This window comes from Chitinophaga sp. CF418, from assembly GCF_900142925.1.
Taxonomy (GTDB): Bacteria; Bacteroidota; Bacteroidia; order Chitinophagales; family Chitinophagaceae; genus Chitinophaga.
In genome coordinates this window covers 233528-253534 of the sequence record NZ_FRCN01000011.1, presented here as the reverse complement: position 1 = coordinate 253534, position 20007 = coordinate 233528, and the positions used below count along the sequence as shown (strand labels likewise).

General features: G+C 47.1%; 16 protein-coding genes. 11 read left to right on the top strand and 5 right to left on the bottom strand.

Annotated elements, in window-relative coordinates:
• Positions 1 to 3: 3 nt before the first annotated feature.
• Positions 4 to 1671: a UxaA family hydrolase gene (locus F3I09_RS23735; protein WP_223233354.1), complete on the top strand. Its 1668-nt coding sequence runs from the start codon at positions 4 to 6 to the stop codon at positions 1669 to 1671.
• Between the two features lie 28 nt (positions 1672 to 1699).
• Entirely contained in the window at positions 1700 to 3133 is a 1434-nt protein-coding gene (uxaC, locus tag F3I09_RS23730) for a glucuronate isomerase (RefSeq protein WP_149697540.1), read from the top strand.
• 342 nt (positions 3134 to 3475) lie between these two features.
• On the opposite strand, the gene F3I09_RS23725 is transcribed toward uxaC, so the two are convergent.
• Together F3I09_RS23725 and F3I09_RS23720 are read right to left on the bottom strand one after the other, a co-directional pair.
• Complete coding sequence (locus F3I09_RS23725) at positions 3476 to 4507, bottom strand: alkene reductase (protein ID WP_149697539.1); 1032 nt, start codon at positions 4505 to 4507, stop codon at positions 3476 to 3478.
• Between the two features lie 57 nt (positions 4508 to 4564).
• The gene (locus tag F3I09_RS23720; protein ID WP_149697538.1) at positions 4565 to 5137 is read right to left on the bottom strand and encodes a TetR/AcrR family transcriptional regulator; all 573 of its coding nucleotides are present in this window, start codon (positions 5135 to 5137) and stop codon (positions 4565 to 4567) included.
• Positions 5138 to 5442: 305 nt separating this feature from the next.
• On the opposite strand from F3I09_RS23720, the gene F3I09_RS23715 reads away from it, so the two are divergent.
• The 5 genes from F3I09_RS23715 to F3I09_RS23695 all read left to right on the top strand — a co-directional run bounded on the left by F3I09_RS23715 (position 5443) and on the right by F3I09_RS23695 (position 11097).
• Positions 5443 to 6012, top strand: a complete 570-nt coding sequence (locus F3I09_RS23715; protein ID WP_149697537.1) for a DUF4142 domain-containing protein — start codon at positions 5443 to 5445, stop codon at positions 6010 to 6012.
• A 166-nt stretch (positions 6013 to 6178) separates the two neighbouring features.
• Positions 6179 to 7549 carry an exonuclease domain-containing protein gene (locus tag F3I09_RS23710; RefSeq protein WP_149697536.1) on the top strand — a complete coding sequence of 457 codons (1371 nt, stop codon included), beginning with the start codon at positions 6179 to 6181 and terminating at the stop codon, positions 7547 to 7549.
• Between the two features lie 136 nt (positions 7550 to 7685).
• On the top strand, positions 7686 to 8615 hold the full coding sequence (locus tag F3I09_RS23705) for a phosphoribosylaminoimidazolesuccinocarboxamide synthase (protein WP_149697535.1): 930 nt from the start codon (positions 7686 to 7688) through the stop codon (positions 8613 to 8615).
• A gap of 97 nt (positions 8616 to 8712) precedes the next feature.
• Positions 8713 to 10509, top strand: a complete 1797-nt coding sequence (locus F3I09_RS23700) for an ABC transporter ATP-binding protein (protein ID WP_149697534.1) — start codon at positions 8713 to 8715, stop codon at positions 10507 to 10509.
• Positions 10510 to 10668: 159 nt separating this feature from the next.
• Positions 10669 to 11097 carry a DUF3276 family protein gene (locus F3I09_RS23695; protein ID WP_149697533.1) on the top strand — a complete coding sequence of 143 codons (429 nt, stop codon included), beginning with the start codon at positions 10669 to 10671 and terminating at the stop codon, positions 11095 to 11097.
• 727 nt (positions 11098 to 11824) lie between these two features.
• On the opposite strand, the gene pgi is transcribed toward F3I09_RS23695, so the two are convergent.
• Together pgi and F3I09_RS23685 are read right to left on the bottom strand one after the other, a co-directional pair.
• Positions 11825 to 13477, bottom strand: coding sequence for a glucose-6-phosphate isomerase (gene pgi / locus F3I09_RS23690; RefSeq protein WP_149697532.1), 1653 nt, complete (start codon positions 13475 to 13477; stop codon positions 11825 to 11827).
• A 156-nt stretch (positions 13478 to 13633) separates the two neighbouring features.
• Positions 13634 to 14440 (bottom strand): hypothetical protein, encoded by an 807-nt coding sequence (locus tag F3I09_RS23685; protein ID WP_149697531.1) that lies wholly within the window; start codon positions 14438 to 14440, stop codon positions 13634 to 13636.
• Positions 14441 to 14526: 86 nt separating this feature from the next.
• Here F3I09_RS23685 and prfB point away from each other — a divergent pair.
• A protein-coding gene (prfB, locus tag F3I09_RS23680; protein ID WP_149697530.1) for a peptide chain release factor 2 occupies positions 14527 to 15616 on the top strand; the annotation gives its coding sequence in 2 pieces (ribosomal slippage) (positions 14527 to 14586 and positions 14588 to 15616; 1089 coding nt in all).
• Positions 15617 to 15866: 250 nt separating this feature from the next.
• Complete coding sequence (gene pruA / locus F3I09_RS23675; protein WP_149697529.1) at positions 15867 to 17501, top strand: L-glutamate gamma-semialdehyde dehydrogenase; 1635 nt, start codon at positions 15867 to 15869, stop codon at positions 17499 to 17501.
• A gap of 145 nt (positions 17502 to 17646) precedes the next feature.
• Here pruA and F3I09_RS23670 read toward each other — a convergent pair whose 3' ends face one another.
• Complete coding sequence (locus F3I09_RS23670) at positions 17647 to 18156, bottom strand: peroxiredoxin (RefSeq protein ID WP_223233353.1); 510 nt, start codon at positions 18154 to 18156, stop codon at positions 17647 to 17649.
• A 102-nt stretch (positions 18157 to 18258) separates the two neighbouring features.
• On the opposite strand from F3I09_RS23670, the gene pyrR reads away from it, so the two are divergent.
• Together pyrR and F3I09_RS23660 are read left to right on the top strand one after the other, a co-directional pair.
• Positions 18259 to 18780 carry a bifunctional pyr operon transcriptional regulator/uracil phosphoribosyltransferase PyrR gene (gene pyrR, locus F3I09_RS23665; RefSeq protein WP_149697528.1) on the top strand — a complete coding sequence of 174 codons (522 nt, stop codon included), beginning with the start codon at positions 18259 to 18261 and terminating at the stop codon, positions 18778 to 18780.
• A gap of 85 nt (positions 18781 to 18865) precedes the next feature.
• Positions 18866 to 19807 (top strand): aspartate carbamoyltransferase catalytic subunit, encoded by a 942-nt coding sequence (locus tag F3I09_RS23660; protein WP_149697527.1) that lies wholly within the window; start codon positions 18866 to 18868, stop codon positions 19805 to 19807.
• Positions 19808 to 20007 lie beyond the last annotated feature (200 nt).

The following is a 20007-nucleotide window of genomic DNA, read 5'->3' as shown; positions in this document are numbered from 1 at the left end:
GATATGACGACGGGGATGAAACGGAAAGTGTTAAAAGTACATCCGCATGATAATGTGGTAGTGGCACTTACTGACTTGAAAAAAGGAGACAGTGTACAGGAAAACGGCCAGGTATATACCGTAGCGGAAGATATACCGGCAAAGCACAAGTTTACGGAAACAGCGCTCAATACGGGAGATGCCATAACGATGTATGGTGTGCTGGTAGGCCGTGCAAAACAAGCATTGCCGGCCGGCGCTAAAATAGCGGTAGGTAATGTGCAGCATGCCGCAAGTGATTTTCAACTGGCGCCCGCAAGAAGGACCTCCTGGCATATACCGGATATATCCAAATGGCAGCAACGCACATTTATGGGATATCACCGCGCAGATGGCAGTGTAGGTACAGGCAATTACTGGCTGGTGATACCGATGGTATTTTGTGAGAACAGGAACGTGGAAGTATTAAGGGAAACACTGGTAGAAGAACTGGGATATGGCCGCCCGAAGAAATATGCGGCATTTGCCCGCAAGCTGGCGGAGCAATACAGACAAGGCGCAGATGCCAATGGTATACTTGAAACAGTGTATACTGAAGATGATGGCGCAGCACTGCAACCCCGCCTTTTCGAAAATGTAGACGGTATCAAGTTCCTGACACATGAAGGTGGCTGTGGTGGTATCAGACAGGATGCACAGACGTTGTGCGGTCTGCTGGCCGGATATATTACCCATGCGAATGTAGCTGGCGCCACCGTACTAAGCCTGGGATGCCAGAATGCACAGATCTCAATGCTCGAAGAAGAGATAAAAAAGAGGTCGCCTCAGTTCAGTAAACCTTTATACATATTGGATCAGCAACAGACAGGTACTGAGCAGGCATTGATCACTGCGGCTGTGAAGCAGACCATGGCAGGATTGATCCAGGCCAATACCATCACCCGTCAGCCTGCTCCACTGTCCAAACTATGTATAGGACTTGAATGCGGAGGCTCAGATGGTTTCTCCGGTATCTCTGCCAATCCGGCTATTGGCTATACTTCTGACCTGCTGGTAGCCTTGGGTGGTTCGGTAATATTATCCGAATTTCCGGAGCTGTGCGGTGTAGAGCAGGAGCTGAGTGACCGTTGTGTTGATGAAAAAGATGCATTACGCTTTATAGACCTGATACGCACCTACGCACGCCGTGCGGAAGAAGCAGGTTCTGGTTTTGATATGAACCCCTCACCAGGTAATATTAAAGATGGTCTGATCACAGACGCTATTAAATCAGCAGGAGCAGCTAAGAAAGGTGGTACTTCGCCGGTAACAGCTGTACTGGATTATCCGCAGCAGGTGAGTAAAGCGGGGCTCAATCTGCTTTGCACGCCCGGTAACGATGTGGAGTCAACAACCGCAGAAGTAGGGGCAGGGGCTACTATTGTATTATTCACAACCGGTTTGGGTACGCCTACCGGCAATCCCGTGACGCCCGTCATAAAACTTTCCAGTAATACAAAGCTCTATGAGCGGATGCCCGATATAATCGATATCAATACAGGCACTATCATCGATGGAGAAGAGTCCATTCCGGAAGCTGGTGAACGCATTCTCAACTATGTGATCGATGTGGCCAGCGGAATTACAAAAGCCAGATCCGTTATCAACGGACAGGATGATTTCATTCCCTGGAAAAGAGGTGTGTCACTGTAATCTTACTAATTATTAATTAATGTCAACAATGAAGAAGTTCCTGGATGAACACTTTCTCCTGAGTAATAATACTGCGAAACGTTTGTACCACGACTATGCAAAAGAGATGCCTGTAATCGACTATCACTGCCACCTGCCACCCGCGCAGATAGCGGCTGATACCCGCTTTGGCAATCTTACGCAGGCATGGCTGTATGGAGATCACTATAAGTGGAGGGCGATGCGTACCAATGGGGTGCCTGAAAGCTATTGCACCGGCAGCAGATCTGACCTGGAGAAGTTTGAGAAATGGGCAGAGACAGTACCTTACACCCTGCGTAATCCATTGTATCATTGGACGCACCTGGAATTGCAGCGTTACTTCGATATTCATGATGTACTGAATCCTGCTTCGGCAGCAGACATTTATTATAATGCCAGCGCACAGCTGGGAACCAGCGCCTACAGCACACGCAACCTGTTGCGTAAGATGAATGTGGCATTGGTTTGTACAACAGATGATCCGGCTGATACGCTGGAACATCATCAGCAGTTAAGACAGGATGGCTTTGAAATACCTATTCTGCCTGCTTTCCGGCCTGATCAATCCATGAATGTAGATGACCCCGAAAAATACAATCAATACCTGCAACGCCTGGAGGAAGCTTCCGGTATCACTATCGCTACTTACACTGATCTGCTGGATGCATTGAAGAACAGGCACGATTTCTTTGCCTCACAGGGATGTTCTGTATCTGACCATGGTATCGAAGAGATCTATGCGGAAGATTTCCAGGAGAAAGATATCCATGCTATTTTCGGGAAGGTAAGAGGTGGCCATACACTCAGCCTGCAGGAAGCAAGACAGATCAAGTCTGCATTGCTGTTACAGCTGGCGGAATGGGACTGGGAGAAGGGCTGGGTACAGCAATATCACCTGGGCGCATTACGCAACAATAACTCCCGTATGATGCGCTTGTTAGGACCTGATACCGGTTGGGACTCTATCGGCGACTTCTCACAGGCAAGAGCATTGGCGAAGTTCCTGGACCGGCTGGATAGTCAGGATAAACTGGCCCGGACTATCCTCTACAATCTCAATCCGGCTGATAATGAACTGCTCGCCACTATGATCGGTAACTTTAATGATGGCTCTATTGCAGGAAAGGTACAATTCGGTTCTGCATGGTGGTTCCTGGATCAGAAGGATGGTATGATCAGGCAGCTGAATGCTTTATCCAATATGGGATTGTTGAGTCGCTTTGTGGGTATGCTGACAGATTCACGCAGCTTTTTATCTTATCCGCGTCATGAATATTTCCGTCGTATCGTATGTGAATTGCTGGGACAGGAGGTTGAAAACGGAGAATTGCCAAACGACATAGAATGGATCGGCAAGGTGGTAAAAGACATCTGCTACTATAACGCACAACAATATTTCAACTGGAAAGAACTCGGCGTTGAAGCTGGCGTCAGTCGGTAACTAGCACCCTGTTTTCATAGAAATCCGGGCAGTATAAAATGGGCCTGATCTGCTATATGCTAATTATGGCTAAGCTGTTTTTTGAAATCCTATCTGTTTACGTCTAATATTATTCTAAAAAACAGATCCTGCCCATTTTATACTGCCGGCACTATTTGAGAATTGCTCTTCCCAGCCTAAGTTCTATTTACCTATTTAACGTTCCCTCAGGTGATTGACTAAAAGCTAATCGTATTTATATCCTACACTAAAGTATCCTGATTCCTTACCTGAAAGAACCACTTCCGCAACAGCTCTTCCGTTACGGAAGTGTAAACAACTAAACAACTCTCAGATTTATGATCAACAATTCGCGCAAGCGTAATTGGGTTTTTTAAGTGGCTCACTGGAAGTCATTTCAAACTTTCCGGAGAGGGGGGAAGAAACACATGGATTTTCGAAAGCGATGAGATCTGCTAATCCATTCAGCACTGTCTGTTCTGCACGTATTGCATCGTAATCACCATTCAGGATGAGCGTACCGTTGAACCTTGAGCGGATACCAGCTATCAGGGTAGCCGGGGTGGAATGTTCCGGCAGCAGATGGATGTAAGATAAACCATACGTATCCAGTGCATCCACGAGGTATTCGTAAGTAGCATCTATCTCATCATGATGCTGCAGGTCATTTACCTGGCTGTAAGGCGACAGGCGGATGCCCGTGCGGTGTTTGCCGATGGCATGACTTACAGCGGCTACTGTTTCCAGTATAAAGCGAATCCTGTTTGGGATGCTGCCGCCATATTTATCTGTACGCTGATTAGTGTCAGGATGCAGGAACTGGTCCATCAGGTAGCCATGTGCTGCGTGCAGCTCTACTCCGTCAAACCCGGCTGCAATAGCCTGGGTGGCTGCTTTCACATATTGCTGCACCATCTTCTGCACTTCTGAAGTGGTCATAGCTCTTGGAGTGGCATATGGTTGCCATCCGTGTTGCTCTGTCCATATCTCACCTTTGGCGGTAACTGCTGAAGGAGCAATCACCTCTGCTTTTCCCGGCATATTTGCCGGGTGTGATATGCGCCCTGTATGCATGATCTGCAGGAAGATCCGGCCTCCGTTCTCATGAACTGCCTTTGTAACTTTTTTCCATCCCGCTATCTGGTCCTTGCTGTAAATGCCGGGCATGTGTGCCTTGCCCATACCGTTTTCCGCAGGACCGGTCCCCTCTGCTATGATCAGGCCTGCTTTGGCCCGCTGGCTATAGTAGTTCACCATCACGTCGTTCGGAATGCCCGCAGGGACGTGCGTCTTGCTCAAGGTAGGCGCCATAACTACCTTGTTGGATATGGCGTAATTGCCTATTGTAGTGGATGATAATAATGTTGGATACATGCCTGTCGTTTCGTTAATGATTCCAGAATGATTGTTCCAAAAAAAGGTAAAAAAATATCAATGCCTGATGCTATCCAATATATGGTCTGCCATACGTTCCAACATCTCTTTATCACCAAAAAGAACGTCCATCATCCAGAGGGAGCTGAAGCTGGCGTAAAGGAACTGGGCTAATGTGGCAGGGTCTTTCTCTGCCGGTATCTCATTCATCTGTTTGGCTTTTTCCAATAGTTCCTGTAAAACGCGGATGCTTGCTTTGGCCTGTTCCTGAACGATCATTTTGATACCGTCATCCATAGAAGCCAGTTCGAAGGATGTTTTGACCATCAGGCAGGTTTTACCCTCTTTCCTGTTCGTTACGGCTCTTCGTACGATACTTTCCACTGCTGTCATAGGAGAGACCTTATCACAGCACTGTTTGTAATCAAATAGCTTCTCTTTTGCGTAGTTCTGCAGGCACTGCTGAAAGAGGGCGTATTTGTCGCCGTAAGTATCATATATACTGGCCCGGTTCAGTTGCATACCTTCCACGAGGTCCTGCATAGATGTAGCATTGTACCCCTTCTCCCAGAAGAGATCCCTTGCTTTTTCCAGCCTTTCCTCAGGATCAAATGCTTTATTCCGTGCCATGTCGCAAAATTAGAATTTCAGAATGAATGTTCCAAATTATTTTAGAACGAATGTTCTGGAATTGTATTCTCCGAAAGGACAGGACGGGGAGATTGATCTACAAATTTCTTTTATAAGTATTGATTATCATTATAGTACAGGCCGCAGTTGCCAAATAAGAAAGGGTAAAGGTCTGCACGGATTGGTTCGCCATCTGTTCTGCCTACAGGCTGGCATGGTACTCTTTTTGCAAAACAACAGGCGTAAACTATATGAGACGTTATTACTGATTACATCTAAAAATTGTTAAACCAAAAAGGGTACAAATGAAAAAACTCACTTTTTTTGCCGCTACTTTGCTGGCCGCCTGGATGCTACAGGCTTGCGGAGGAAGTAATACTGCCAAACACGAAAATGCTGTGGACAGCGCACAGGCTGTAAACAAGGAAATGGCTCCTGTTGACAAAGAATCCTCTGACTTTGCGGTAGAAGCTGCTAATGGAGGTATGATGGAAGTACAACTTGGTAAAATGGCTCAGGAAAAAGCAACAAGCCAGCGGGTAAAAGACTTCGCCGCTATGATGGTACGCGACCATTCAAAAGGGGTAGATGAACTGAAAGGATTGGCACAGAGTAAGAATATTGCTTTGCCGGACAGTGTATCCGGAGACGCGAGGGACCACATGGAAAAAATGAGCAAGATGTCAGGAAAAGACTTTGACAAACACTATATCGATATGATGGTGGATGATCATGATAAAGATGTGGACAAATTTGACAAGGCAGCCAATAACCTGACCGATCCTGATCTGAAAACATGGGCAGCCAATACATTGCCGACGCTGAGAGCCCATCAGGACTCAGCAAAGGCTATCCAGGCAGCTTTTAAGAAATAAAGGCTATGGCATGAATGTGTAACTAAGTAGTTGTTAGCCCCCGGGTGATGTGTCGGGATTGTTGAGTTCGGGAATGTCGCTCCTGGTGGCTAACAACTCTTTTGTTGAAATATATAATTCTCCAGGTACGAACTTGTCTTTATATTTGTTCGTTGAGTGGAGAGTTATGTACGCAATAGTTGATATAGAAACCACAGGTGGCCATGCCAGTGCGAATGGTATTACTGAGATAGCCATTTTTGTTTACGACGGCCAGGAAGTAGTACAGCAGTATGAAACGCTGATTAATCCGGGTGTGCCCATTCCAAGGTACATTCAATCCCTGACAGGTATTACAGATGATATGGTAGCCAGCGCACCTTCTTTCGAAGAGGTGGCGGCTGACATATATGACCTTATACACGATAAGATTTTCGTGGCCCACAACGTCAATTTCGATTATTCCTTTTTGCAATATCACCTGGCAAAGGCCGGTTACCAGCTGCGCAGCAGGAAACTGTGTACAGTAAGGCTAGGGCGTAAGATCGTGCCGGGACTGCCATCATACAGCCTGGGTAATCTCTGCAAATCATTGCAGATAACGGTCACCCATCGTCACCGCGCCACCGGCGATGCTTCAGCAACCGTGAAGCTCTTCGCCCTGCTGCAACGGCAGGACGCGAATAATGCCATTGCCCACGCACTGAACGCACATTCGAAGGAACAGTTCCTACCGCCTAATCTGCCACCGGAACAGGTTACTGCATTACCGGGCAGTCCGGGCGTTTATTATTTCCATGATCAGAAAGGGAGAGTGGTGTATGTGGGTAAGGCTAAGAATATCCGGAAAAGGGTGAACAGCCATTTCACCGGCAACAGCGCCAGTCGTAAACGTCAGGAATTCCTCCGTAATATTTACGGTGTTTCCCATGAGGTGACTGGTACGGAACTGATGGCCCATATACTGGAAAGCGTGGAGATCAAACGGTTGTGGCCTGTTTATAACTATTCGCAGAAACATATCGAATTTAAATATGGCTTCTACTGCTTCGAAGACCAGCAGGGCTATCTCCGCCTCGCGATAGAGAAACGCAGAAAGTACACGATGCCATTACATGCATTCCCTTTGCTGATACACGGACACCAGATGCTACGGGGCCTGATCAGGGAGTTTGATCTTTGTCCGCGTTTATGCTTCCTCCAGAAAGGGAACGGCGCCTGTTCGCCTATTCCTGACCATACCTGCCGGGGCGCCTGCGAGAAGAAAGAAGGTCCTGAGACATATAACCTGCGGGTGAAGGCCGCTATCAATCATATGCAGCAACAACAGCCCACCTTTGTGATCATGGGCAACGGCCGTGATGCACAGGAGCAAAGTTGTATCCTGATGGAGAAAGGCCGCTTCTACGGGATGGGCTATATTCCCCGGGATAGAGCCATTACGGAAGAACATGCAGTGAAGGAATGGCTGACACAGTACCCTGAAAATGAATATATTCTGAACCTCATTCATGCACATGCGGGCAACAATGTTCAGGAACTTGTAAAGTTTTCTTAGAGATTATCTGTAATAATTCCCTCAACCTAAAGTATTTTTGCGAACCTGAATGCATAACCGCTTGTTGATTTGCTTATCAACAGCCTGTGAATGAGGGCTATTCATTAATCATTTTTAATAGGTAATTATTAAGTTCATGTTAGAGTCAAATTTTCAGATTCCCGGACAGACGGCTTTTTATAAGGGAAAGGTAAGGGACGTATACACAATTAATGACAAGCTGATGGTGATGGCGGTAAGCGACCGTATCTCAGCATTTGACGTTGTATTACCCCGCCCCATTCCTTACAAAGGACAGGTATTGAACCAGGTAGCTGCTATCATGCTGGAAGCTACAAAGGATATTGTTCCTAACTGGGTTAAGGCGGTGCCTCTGCCAAACGTGACCATTGGTCTGAAATGTGAAACCTTCCCTGTAGAAATGGTGGTGCGTGGTAACCTCACCGGTCATGCCTGGAGAACTTACAAAAGCGGTAAACGCGAGCTGTGTGGTGTAACCATGCCGGAAGGACTGAAGGAAAATGACTTTTTCCCTTCTCCGATCATTACGCCTACTACCAAGGCACACGAAGGTCATGACGAAGACATCTCCCGTGAAGAGATCATCGCGCAGGGCCTTGTAAGCAAAGAAGACTACGAGAAACTCGAAAAATACACCCTCGCTCTGTTCGAACGCGGTAAGGAAATGGCAGCTGAACGCGGTCTGATCCTGGTGGATACCAAATACGAATTCGGTAAGATCGGCGATACCATCTATGTGATCGATGAGATCCATACACCTGACTCTTCCCGTTACTTCTACGCAGAAGGCTATGAGGAAAAACAGAAGGCTGGCCAGGCTCAGAAACAGCTCAGCAAAGAGTTCGTTCGTGAGTGGCTGATGGAAAACGGCTTCCAGGGTAAAGACGGTCAGCAGGTACCTGAAATGACCGACGAGTTTATCAACAGCGTAAGCGAACGTTATATCGAGCTGTTCGAAAACATCACTGGTCAGAAATTTGTGAAGGAAGATGTTTCCAAAGCAGATGCTGAAAAGAAGATCGTCGATACACTGCAGAAATTATAAGAAAATAGCAACTGACCGCAGACAGGAACATGAGCAATTGCGCCTTATGTTCCTGTTTTGCGGGCTGTTAACGACGGATATCCGACTATAGACCAATATGAAACACCTGGCCACGCTCAATAAGTACTTCGTTAAATATAAGTGGAGATTTCTCACCGGTTTGATCTGTACTGCTGTCTCCATTGTATTCAGCGTGTTCCAACCTATCATGGTCAGACAGATTTTCGACCTCCTTGCCCTCAACCTTGACAGTTATAACCTTCTCAGCGATACCGGCCTGAAAGCAGCTTTCCGTGGACAATTTACCAGTGTACTGGCTTTTTATGGCATCAGCATCCTGCTGTTCGCGCTCCTCAGCGGATTTTTCCTCTATTTACAACGGCAGTCCCTCATCGTGATGAGCCGTTACATTGAATACGACCTCAAGAACGAAATTTACCAGCATTACCAGGTGCTGGACCTCAACTTTTATAAAATGCACCGTACCGGTGATCTGATGAGCCGTATTACGGAAGACGTGTCCCGCGTGCGTATGTACGTAGGCCCGGCTATCATGTACGCTACCCGTACCATCTTTATGATCGTGATAGTGGTATACCTGATGATAGAGGTGAACCCTTTACTGACACTCTATACCTTATCTCCGCTGCCTGTACTGGCATTGATCATCTATTACGTGAATCATATCATTCACCGTAAAAGCGAGCGTATACAGGCGCAGCTGTCCAACATTACTTCTATCGCCCAGGAGTCCTATTCCGGTATCAGGGTGATCAAATCATATATACAGGAAGAAGCCAGTATTAAACATTTCGAAGAGGCCAGCGAAGCCTATAAGAAAAGCTCTGTGAGCCTGGCCAAAACAGACGCCCTGTTCCAGCCGAGTATGTCCCTGATGATCGGCCTAAGTGTGGTGCTGACCATCTTTATAGGGGGGATACAGGTGATTCATGGTAACATTACGGTAGGTAACCTGGCCGAGTTTGTGATCTACGTGAACATGCTGATGTTCCCGTTCTTTTCCATCGGGATGGTTGCCTCCATGATTCAGCGCGCCGCTGCCAGCCAACAACGGATCAACGAATTTCTTGACATAAAGCCGGTGATAGCTGATAGCCCCGGCGCCAAACCTATTAATATTAAGGGAGAAGTGGTATTTAAGGATGTCTCTTTCACCTATCCTCATACCGGTATCCAGGCCATCAAAAACTTTAACCTGACAGTAAAACCGGGAGAAAAGGTGGCAGTGATCGGTCGTACAGGTTCCGGAAAGTCCACCCTTGCCCAGTTACTTATACGTATGTATGATCCGCAGGAAGGAGAGATCCTGATGGATAAACAGGATATCCGCCATGTAACGCTGGAGAGCCTGCGTAACCAGATAAGTTACGTACCCCAGGATGTGTTCCTGTTTTCCGATTCTATCATGAACAATATCCGCTTCGGTACCCCGGAGGCCAATCCGGAAATGGTAAAGACGGCAGCCCGGCAGGCATCGGTAGAAAAAGATATCCTGGGCTTCCGGGAAGGGTTCGACACCGTGGTAGGGGAGAGAGGCGTGACGCTCAGCGGAGGGCAGAAACAGCGTATCTCTATTGCCCGTGGCCTCATCAAGAACCCTCATCTGCTGGTATTCGACGACTGCCTGTCAGCCGTGGACGCCCGTACGGAAAAAGAGATCATTGGTAACCTATATGCCTATTTGAAAGATAAAACGGCTATAATCATTACCCACCGCATCTTTGCGCTGTTTGAGTTTGATAAGATCATCGTGCTGGAAGACGGTAGAATTGTAGAAACGGGTACACATAATGAATTATTGGCATTAAACGGTTATTACGCAGAATTGTACGCCCGCCAGCAGTCTGGCGAAGAGGAATCTATAATAGAATAATAATCATCTCCTTATATATGCCTGTAAACCAGTAGGTAAAGCACTATTCTATCATTTTTCAAAATCATTTAAAATTATTTTGATATTTGTAAACTAATAGTATATTTGTTTCTTATTGGAAAAAGGATTTGATTCGTTAACAACTTAAATCTATCAACTGTGGCGTACGAAAATACCAATCAGCAGGAAAGAAATAATGACAGTATCTTTTCTAAACGATTGAAAGCGGGCAAAAGAAGGACTTACTTCTTTGATGTAAAGACCACTCGTGGAAATGATTATTTTCTGACCATTACCGAAAGCAAGAAACGCTTCAACGACAATGGTTATGACAGGCACAAAGTATTCCTGTACAAGGAAGACTTCAACAAGTTCCTGAATGCATTGACAGAGACCATCAACTATGTGAAAACTGAGTTGATGCCCGACTTCGATTTTGATGCCTACAATCACGATTACGTGCGCGATGATGAAGATGGTGAAGGTGCTGAAACTTCTGAAGCTGTAGTTGAAGCTGTGGTATCAGAAGCACCTGTTGCTGTTGCTGCATCCGCTTCTTCTCATAGCGAAGACGTAGACAAGTGGTAATCTAAGCTTTGATCATTCATTTTTATTTGATGATAAATAAAACCTCCGGTTTCTCCGGGGGTTTTTTTGTGCGTGATATGCAGGATCGGTCTCCGGGGTTGAAACCCATTTCGTTCCCGAGTGTACGTGCGTTTGGAATCCCGGGGTTGTCACCCATTTCGTTCCCGGGTGTACGCGCGGTCGGAATCCCCGGGGTTGAAACCCATTTCGTTCCCGGGTGTACGCGCGTTCGGAATCCCCGGGGTTGAAACCCATTTCGTTCCCGGGTGTACGCGCGTTCGGAATCCCCGGGGTTGAAACCCCGGGCTACAAACACGGCACTCCTGACGGAGTGCGTAGCTCCGCCTGACGGTTTATTTCGTATCAGGTCCGTCAATGTTACTCCTCCATATGGGCGTCTTACTATAATTTGGAGGCCGTACGCCGCGAGCGGGCAGGTGGGAATCACTGGCCTTAGTTATTTGAAGTATGCTTAAGCGACCTGCAAGGGGTTTAATAAATATTCAACGGCCAATCTGCCCTCCAAAGCTCAATATTAAGGAACTTCAAAGAACTACAGCCAGTGATCCCGGCCTGCACCGTGAGCAAGAAGGCCAGCGCAATAATCACTGTCAGCCCAACAACCTAAGAAGCATTCCTCTGGCGGGGCTGCATGTTTGTATCTCAGTTAAAATAACAAAGGACTCCCGCAGGAGCCCTTTGCCGATAAATATCTATTGACTAAACGTTATTTCTTCATTTGCTTCCATGCATTGATCAATCCATTGGTAGATGCATCATGGCTGGTAACTTTATCCGCACTTTCCAGTTCAGGCAGGATCTTGTTAGCCAGTTGTTTACCCAGTTCAACACCCCATTGGTCAAAGCTGTAAATATTCCAGATAACGCCCTGTACAAAGATCTTGTGTTCATACAGTGCAACTAATGAACCCAGTGAACGTGGTGTGATCTCTTTTACGAGGAAGGAATTCGTAGGTCTGTTACCGGTAAATACTTTATACGGCAGCAGGGTCTTGATCTCTTCTTCCTTCAGGCCGGATTTCTCCAGTTCAGCGCGTACTTCTGCTTCTGTCTTACCATTCATCAGTGCTTCTGTCTGTGCAAAGAAGTTGGAAAGCAGTTTTACATGATGGTCGCCGATAGGATTGTGGCTGATGGCAGGAGCGATGAAGTCTGCAGGCACGATACGTGTACCCTGGTGGATCAGCTGGTAGAATGCGTGCTGTCCGTTGGTGCCCGGTTCGCCCCACACTATAGGACCGGTTTCATATGTTACCGGCTTACCTGTACGGTCCACATATTTACCGTTGCTTTCCATATTTCCCTGTTGGAAATAGGCTGCAAAGCGGTGCATATACTGGTCGTACGCCAGGATCGCCTCGGTGGAGGTGTCAAAGAAATTGCCGTACCAGAGGCCAATTAAAGCCATGATAGCCGGAATGTTCTTTTCCAGTGGGGTAGTGCGGAAGTGATTGTCCACCGCATGTGCACCTTCCAGCAGGGCCTTGAAATTGTTGTACCCAACAGTCAGCGCGATGCTCAGACCGATTGCGGACCATAAAGAATAACGGCCCCCAACCCAGTCCCAGAACTCGAACATATTGGCCGGATCTATACCGAAAGCCTTTACAGCCTTTTCGTTGGTAGAAAGAGCGGCAAAGTGTTTCGCTACAAATGCTTCGTCTTTCGCAGCATCCAGGAACCATTTACGGGCGGTAAGCGCGTTGGTCATTGTTTCCTGGGTAGTGAAAGTTTTGGAAGCTATAAGGAAGAGGGTTTCTTCCGGAGTTACTTTTTTAAGTGTCTCTGCGATATGCGTACCGTCCACATTGGAAACGAAATAAGGCTGAATACCCTCTTTCCAGTAAGGTTTCAATGCCTCGGTCACCATTACCGGGCCCAGGTCGGAACCACCAATACCTATATTCACGATATAACGTATAGGTTTGCCGGTATAACCTTTCCACTCGCCGCTATGGATACGCTGGGTAAAGCTTTCCATTTTCTTCAGTACGGCCTGTACCTCCGGCATCACATCTTTTCCGTCCAGTACAACGGGATTACCGGAAAAGTTGCGGAGCGCAGTGTGTAATACTGCCCTGTTTTCAGTGGCATTGATCTTTTCAGCACTGAACATGGCTTTGATACCTTCTTCCACACCAGATTCCTTTGCCAGCTGCAGGAGGTAGGAGAGCGTTTCTTCTGTGATGATGTTCTTTGAATAGTCGAACAAAATATCTTCAAAAGAAAGAGTGAACTTCTTAAATCTGTCAGCATCCTCCGCGAACAATGAGCGCAGGTGCGTTTCCTTCATCTTGGAAGCATGCTGCTGCAACTGTTGCCAGGCTTTTGTAGCAGTCGGATTAGTCGTTGGGAACATAAAAACGCATTTTATGGCATCAAAAGTAATAAATAGTTGGATAGTCTCAGAACCAATCCGCCGGAAAGGGAGACCAATATTAAAGATAATTCATTCAGACAGAGTAAACTATACTTCCGGTAATATATACAAGGGAATCTGGAATAAAGACATACCTCATGACAATCTTCTGTTGGTAATGAGTCGCCAGGTGCTGCTGACGGCTATAATGATCATGGCCCCGATGCAGGCGCCGACGATAGGCATTTCTGCGGAGCCACCCACAGACTGACGTTTCACAATAATGCCACAGAGCGCCCAAAGGGCCACCAGTCCTACCACAATGTTGTGTCTGCGTATAATCAGCAACGTTGTGGACGCGGTGCATAACACTATGAGAAAAATAGTCCCCGGAATACTCATGCCGTCCCATCCCAGGTATACCAGGAAGGCGGCAATATTAGCCACTGTTGCTATACATATCCATCCCAGGTACAGGCTGAAAGGAAAGTGTACGAACAGCTTTTCTGTTTTGCTTGCCGGTGGATGAGCCAGTGCTATATTAAAGTTCAGATGAATGGCCAGCAGGCATACCAGCAGGGCTATCATCAGCAGAATGGAGAGCGGCAGCAGTTCATAATGCCAGGCAAACAGCCAGCAGGAATTAGCCATACAACTGATCAGCCACCAGCCGCGCAGCCGTTCCATAAATAATTCCAGTGCAGGGATGTGACCTTTTGAGAATGCGAGCCATAACTGAAATACGATAAAAGCCAGCAGTGACAGATAGATAAGGCCCCATATAGCGAAGGTAAATCCTGCCGGTATGAAGAGGTTGTCGTACTTGTCTGAGATATCGCCGGTATTCTTGTTGTTGATCAGATTAAAGTTGGCAAAGGCATTGACAACGATCACCATTATGTACCCTATTGTATTGAAAACCGCGCTGTTCTTATAATAGAGGGTTTTGTGGGAGGTTGTCATAGATAGCAATAGTTTTAAATAACTGGAAATTAATATGATAAAAGTCCCGCAAATATTGTTCCCCTTTTTCCGTACATTTGCGCCCTATGACAGCAGAACAACTTAAAGCTATGAGGGACCGTCTCCATGTCCTGGGAGGTTTTCTTTAACGTCCAGGACCGCATAGCAAAAATAGAAAATGATAAGCAACTTACGTTAGCCCCCGGCTTCTGGGACGACAATGCCCGGGCTACGTCAATTTTGAAAGAGATCAAAGTGAATAAGTTCTGGGTGGAACTCTATGAAAGCGTGCAAACGTCAATAGAGGACAGCAGCGTACTGCTCGACTTCCAGAAAGAAGGCGAAGCCACTGAGGAAGAAGTGGAGCAGGCCTACCAGACAGCACTGACAGCTCTTGATGAATTGGAATTTAAATCAACACTGAACGAGCCCGAAGACGAGATGCCGGCAGTGCTCACCATCAATTCCGGCGCCGGTGGTACCGAAAGCCAGGATTGGGCGGAGATGCTGTTACGCATGTACCGTATGTACGGCGAAAAGCAGGGTTGGAAAGTATCTGAAATAGATGTACAATACGGGGATGGCGCCGGTATTAAATCAGCCTCCCTGGAAATGGACGGCAGCTTTGCCTATGGGTTACTGAAAGCGGAAAGTGGTGTGCACCGGCTGGTGCGTATCTCTCCGTTCGATGCCAATGCCCGCAGACATACTTCCTTCGCTTCCATCTTTGTATATCCGCTGGTGGATGATACCATTGAAATTGCAGTAAACCCTGCCGACCTGGAATGGGAATTCTACCGTTCCGGTGGTAAAGGAGGGCAGAACGTAAACAAGGTAGAAACCGCAGTGCGTTTGAAACACATTCCTTCAGGCATCATCATCGAATGCCAGCAGGCACGTACGCAGGGCGAGAACCGTGAAAAGGCGCTCACCATGCTGAAATCCCGCTTGTATGAAGAAGAGTTGCGTAAGAGGGAAGAACTGAAGAACGCCGCCAACGCAAACAAGCGCAAAATTGAATGGGGATCGCAGATCCGTTCCTACGTATTCCATCCTTACAAAATGATCAAAGATCACCGTACGGATTATGAAGTAGGTAACGTTCAGCCTGTTATGGACGGCGAACTGGAGGGCTTCATCAAGGCTTACCTGATGATGTCCAAAGGAGAAGATTAACGTAACTTTGCAAATATGCCCTGTGCTGATAAATTGAGAATGCTCAACTTATCAGCACTTTTGCATATTAGGCGGGACTGGTCCGGAGATGATAATGCATTGCTTACTATTAGCCCGGACCAGGATGTCAGCGTCAATGCTCAACCCGTTTTTATGGCCGTCCATGGCCCTGCTTAATGAGAGAAGATCTATATGACACCTGCTAACATCTGGAAGAAAACAACAAGATCGAACATAAAAACTTTTGAGAATGCATAATGCTTATTTCCACTTTGCTGCACCTGCCAACGAACCAGTGTACAGCTATGCTCCGGGTTCCCCCGAAAGGGACGCGCTGAAAAAACAACTGGCTGCTTTTAAAGCCCAGGAATTTGATATCCCCATGTATATTGGTGATAAAGAGGTGCGTACCGGCAAGACTATTGACCTCCGTCCTCCTCATGAAATAAAACACAAGCTGGGCCACTTCCATGAAGGAGATGCCAGCCACGTAAAAGACGCTATTGCTGCAGCTCTCGCAGCCCGCGCTAAATGGGCGGATACTCCATGGGAACAACGTGCTGCCGTGTTCCTGAAAGCTGCAGAATTACTCGCTACCAAATACCGCTACCAGATCAATGCGGCTACTATGCTGGGGCAGAGTAAAAATGCTTATCAGGCGGAAATAGACAGCGCCTGTGAACTGATCGACTTCCTCCGTTTCAACGTACACTATCTCGCCGATATATATAACCAACAGCCAGTTAGCTCTCCGGGTGTCCACAATCGCCTGGAATACCGTCCGCTGGAAGGTTTCGTAGTGGCTATCACGCCGTTCAACTTTACCGCTATCGCGGGCAACCTGCCAACATCTGCCGCTATGTGTGGTAATGTGGTGGTATGGAAACCTGCCTACACACAGGTACTGGCTGCACACGTGATCATGAAAGTATTACAGGAAGCCGGTCTGCCTGCAGGTGTGATCAACCTGGTATATGCTGATGGTCCGGTATTGGGTGATATCTGCTTCAGCCATCCTGATTTTGCAGGTATCCACTTTACAGGTTCTACCGGTGTGTTCCAGCAGATGTGGAAGACAATCGGTACTAACATCAGCAAATACAAAACATACCCTCGCATAGTAGGAGAGACCGGTGGTAAAGACTTCGTATTGGCGCACAAATCTGCTAACGCAGATGTAGTGGCTATTGCACTGGCCCGTGGCGCTTTCGAATACCAGGGACAGAAATGCTCCGCCGCTTCCCGCGCTTATCTGCCATCCAATATTGCAGAAGCCGTGAAAGCGAAACTGGTGGCTGAGCTGAAGACCATGAAAATGGGTACTACAGAAGATTTTACCAACTTTATCAACGCCGTGATCGATGAACGCTCTTTCGATAAGATCGCCAAATACATCGACAACGCGAAGAAAGATCCTAACGCAAAGATCATCGCCGGTGGTAACTACAATAAAACAGAAGGTTACTTTATCGAGCCGACTGTGATCGAAGTAACTGATCCGAAATATGTGACTATGTGTGAAGAGATCTTCGGACCTGTACTGACGATCTATGTGTATGAGGCTGATAAGTTCGATGAGATCATGGATATCGTTGATACCACCTCTCCATATGCACTGACAGGCTCTATCATTGCGCAGGACCGTTACGCTATTGACCAGGCAACCAGGAGACTGGTGAACAGTGCAGGTAACTTCTACATCAATGACAAGCCTACCGGTGCAGTAGTGGGGCAGCAGCCTTTCGGTGGCGCCCGCGCTTCCGGTACCAACGATAAGGCTGGTTCCGCATTGAACCTCTATCGCTGGCTGAGTGCAAGAACGATTAAGGAAACGCTTGTACCGCCTACTGATTACAGGTATCCATTCCTGAAAGAAGATAAATAGGACGTATATACGTTGAAATAGAAAACGGGGAGATCGGAATGATCTCCCCGTTTTGTTTTATATCTTGTCGTCCCCGTGAAATCGACTCCGTCAGGAGTCTCCGTGTTTGTAGCCCGGGGTGGAATATGGGCATGACGCGTTACGTTTAATTCATCTTCTCCAGCGCTGCCAGCGCTTCTTTTACATGCCTTGGCCCGTCACTCAGGTTATTGAATACATAGGTGATAACCCCTTGCTTATCTACAATATAGGTTACCCTACCTGGTATAAATAACGTTTTCGGCACACCAAATAACTTACGCACTTTATTACCCGTATCTGCCAGCAATGTAAATGGTAACTTGTGATGGGTAGCAAAGCTTTTGTGCGATGCCACATCATCCCCGCTGATACCGATCACCTTTGCACCCCGGCTGGTGAAATCTTCATAGGCATCCCGGAAAGAGCAGGCCTCTTTGGTACAGCCTCCGGTTTCATCTTTGGGATAGAAGTAGATCACAAGCGGTTGTTTACCCAGCACGCTGTTAATATCGAAAGTCTGACCATCCTGGTCCTGTAACTGAAAAGAAGGCACTTTATCACCCGCTTTAAGCTGGGCGTCGGCATTACCAAATAAAAACATAAAAGAGAGTGTGAGTATGGATAGAAATTTCATCTGTTTACGTTGTGATAAATGTACGCCGGAAATAGAAAATAGCAGGGAAACTTTTCTTACCCGCTATTAATCATTATTTTTGGCGCTTTAAATCCACATATTTTGAAGACCATATTGAATGGTACGCAAGTGGCCATAACCATAGACAGGCTTTGTCACCAGTTGATTGAAAATCACCTGGATTTTTCAAAGAGCGTGCTGATAGGCTTACAGCCGAGAGGGATCTACCTGTCAGACCGTATCTATCACACCCTGCAAAAATTACTGCCCGGAGTACATATCAACTACGGGAAACTGGACATCACCTTCTACAGGGATGACTTCAATACCCAGTTGCATGTACCCAATCAAACAACGATAGATTTCTCCCTGGAAAATAAAAAAGTGATCCTGGTGGATGATGTGTTGTATACCGGCCGCACCACCCGTTCGGCGCTGGCTGCAATGCTGGACTTCGGCCGCCCTTCCGTGGTGGAATTACTGGTACTGATAGATCGCCGTTTTACCCGTCACCTGCCTATCCAGGCAGATTATACAGGTCGTACCGTCGATGCTATCACCTCCGAAAAAGTGAAGGTGCGCTGGGCAGAACGTGACGGGAAAGACGAGGTCATCCTCGAATAAGCAATACTGATGGATGCGCTGGATTGTCCGCATCCGGATTTTGATTTTGGGATTTGTAGTCAGGTCATTTATATTTGCATCTTAAATGTCATTATCAGTAAATCATCTTCTCGGAATACGCGGTCTGCAGCGTCAGGACATAGAGCTTATTTTTCAAACAGCTGATGAGTTCAAAGCGGTTTTGCAAAGACCGATCAAAAAGGTTCCTTCTCTCAGGGATACTACCATCGTTAATTTATTCTTCGAAAATTCAACGCGCACACGTATTTCATTTGAGCTGGCTGAAAAGAGGCTGGGCGCAGATGTGGTGAATTTCTCCGCATCAGGTTCCTCCGTCTCCAAAGGTGAAACGCTCATTGATACGGTCAACAATATCCTGTCCATGAAAGTGGATATGGTGGTGATGAGACACTCTGCCAGCGGAGCGCCTCACTTCCTCTCAAAACATATTGATGTACCGATCGTGAATGCGGGAGATGGTATTAACGAACACCCGACACAGGCATTACTCGATGCTTTTTCCATCAGGGAAAGGCTGGGTAGTGTAACTGGTAAGAAAATCGCTATCTGTGGTGATATTATGCACTCCAGGGTAGCCCTTTCCAACATCTACTGCCTGCGGTTGCTGGGAGCGGAAGTGACTGTAGTAGGACCTCCCACACTAATCCCGAAATATATGGAAGCGGCGCTGGGAGTAAATGTAAGCTATGATATCCGTGAGGCGCTGCAATGGTGCGACGTAGCAAATGTATTGCGCATACAGCTGGAAAGACAGAATACGCCGTTGTTCTCCTCCCTCAGGGAATATTCCCTGGCTTACGGTGTGAACAGGCAGCTGCTGGACAGCCTGCAAAAAGAGATCGTGATTATGCACCCCGGCCCAATCAACCGCGGTGTGGAACTCAGCTCTGATGTTGCAGATTCCGGACATTCCATTATCCTGAACCAGGTAGAGAATGGCGTGGCTGTCCGTATGGCGGTTTTATACCTGCTGTCCGGAAAGAAGGCTGGCAAAGTAGTAGAGTAATTAACACGACTAAAAAATAAGCAGGTGAAAGGTCTCGTTACTTTTCACCTTTTTTATGCCGCCAACTGTAGGAAATACCTTCCGGAACTGTATAAAATCCTTAAGGGTTTATCCGCTGCGATCGGCTCCGGAGGTGCTGTGTATTTGTAGCACGGGGTTTCAAACCCGGGATCGCTATATGGTGATTAACCCCCGAAATG

What these genes read in the sequence shown, in the direction of transcription:
- F3I09_RS23720 (WP_149697538.1), bottom strand. Translation starts at nt 5,137, where the DNA reads ATGGCACGGAATAAAGCATTTGATCCTGAGGAAAGGCTGGAAAAAGCA.
- F3I09_RS23670 (WP_223233353.1), bottom strand. Translation starts at nt 18,156, where the DNA reads ATGAAATTTCTATCCATACTCACACTCTCTTTTATGTTTTTATTTGGT.
- F3I09_RS23685 (WP_149697531.1), bottom strand. Translation starts at nt 14,440, where the DNA reads ATGACAACCTCCCACAAAACCCTCTATTATAAGAACAGCGCGGTTTTC.
- F3I09_RS23660 (WP_149697527.1), top strand. Translation starts at nt 18,866, where the DNA reads ATGTCATTATCAGTAAATCATCTTCTCGGAATACGCGGTCTGCAGCGT.
- F3I09_RS23705 (WP_149697535.1), top strand. Translation starts at nt 7,686, where the DNA reads ATGTTAGAGTCAAATTTTCAGATTCCCGGACAGACGGCTTTTTATAAG.
- uxaC (WP_149697540.1), top strand. Translation starts at nt 1,700, where the DNA reads ATGAAGAAGTTCCTGGATGAACACTTTCTCCTGAGTAATAATACTGCG.
- F3I09_RS23710 (WP_149697536.1), top strand. Translation starts at nt 6,179, where the DNA reads ATGTACGCAATAGTTGATATAGAAACCACAGGTGGCCATGCCAGTGCG.
- F3I09_RS23715 (WP_149697537.1), top strand. Translation starts at nt 5,443, where the DNA reads ATGAAAAAACTCACTTTTTTTGCCGCTACTTTGCTGGCCGCCTGGATG.
- F3I09_RS23725 (WP_149697539.1), bottom strand. Translation starts at nt 4,507, where the DNA reads ATGTATCCAACATTATTATCATCCACTACAATAGGCAATTACGCCATA.
- F3I09_RS23700 (WP_149697534.1), top strand. Translation starts at nt 8,713, where the DNA reads ATGAAACACCTGGCCACGCTCAATAAGTACTTCGTTAAATATAAGTGG.
- F3I09_RS23735 (WP_223233354.1), top strand. Translation starts at nt 4, where the DNA reads ATGACGACGGGGATGAAACGGAAAGTGTTAAAAGTACATCCGCATGAT.
- pgi (WP_149697532.1), bottom strand. Translation starts at nt 13,477, where the DNA reads ATGTTCCCAACGACTAATCCGACTGCTACAAAAGCCTGGCAACAGTTG.
- pruA (WP_149697529.1), top strand. Translation starts at nt 15,867, where the DNA reads ATGCATAATGCTTATTTCCACTTTGCTGCACCTGCCAACGAACCAGTG.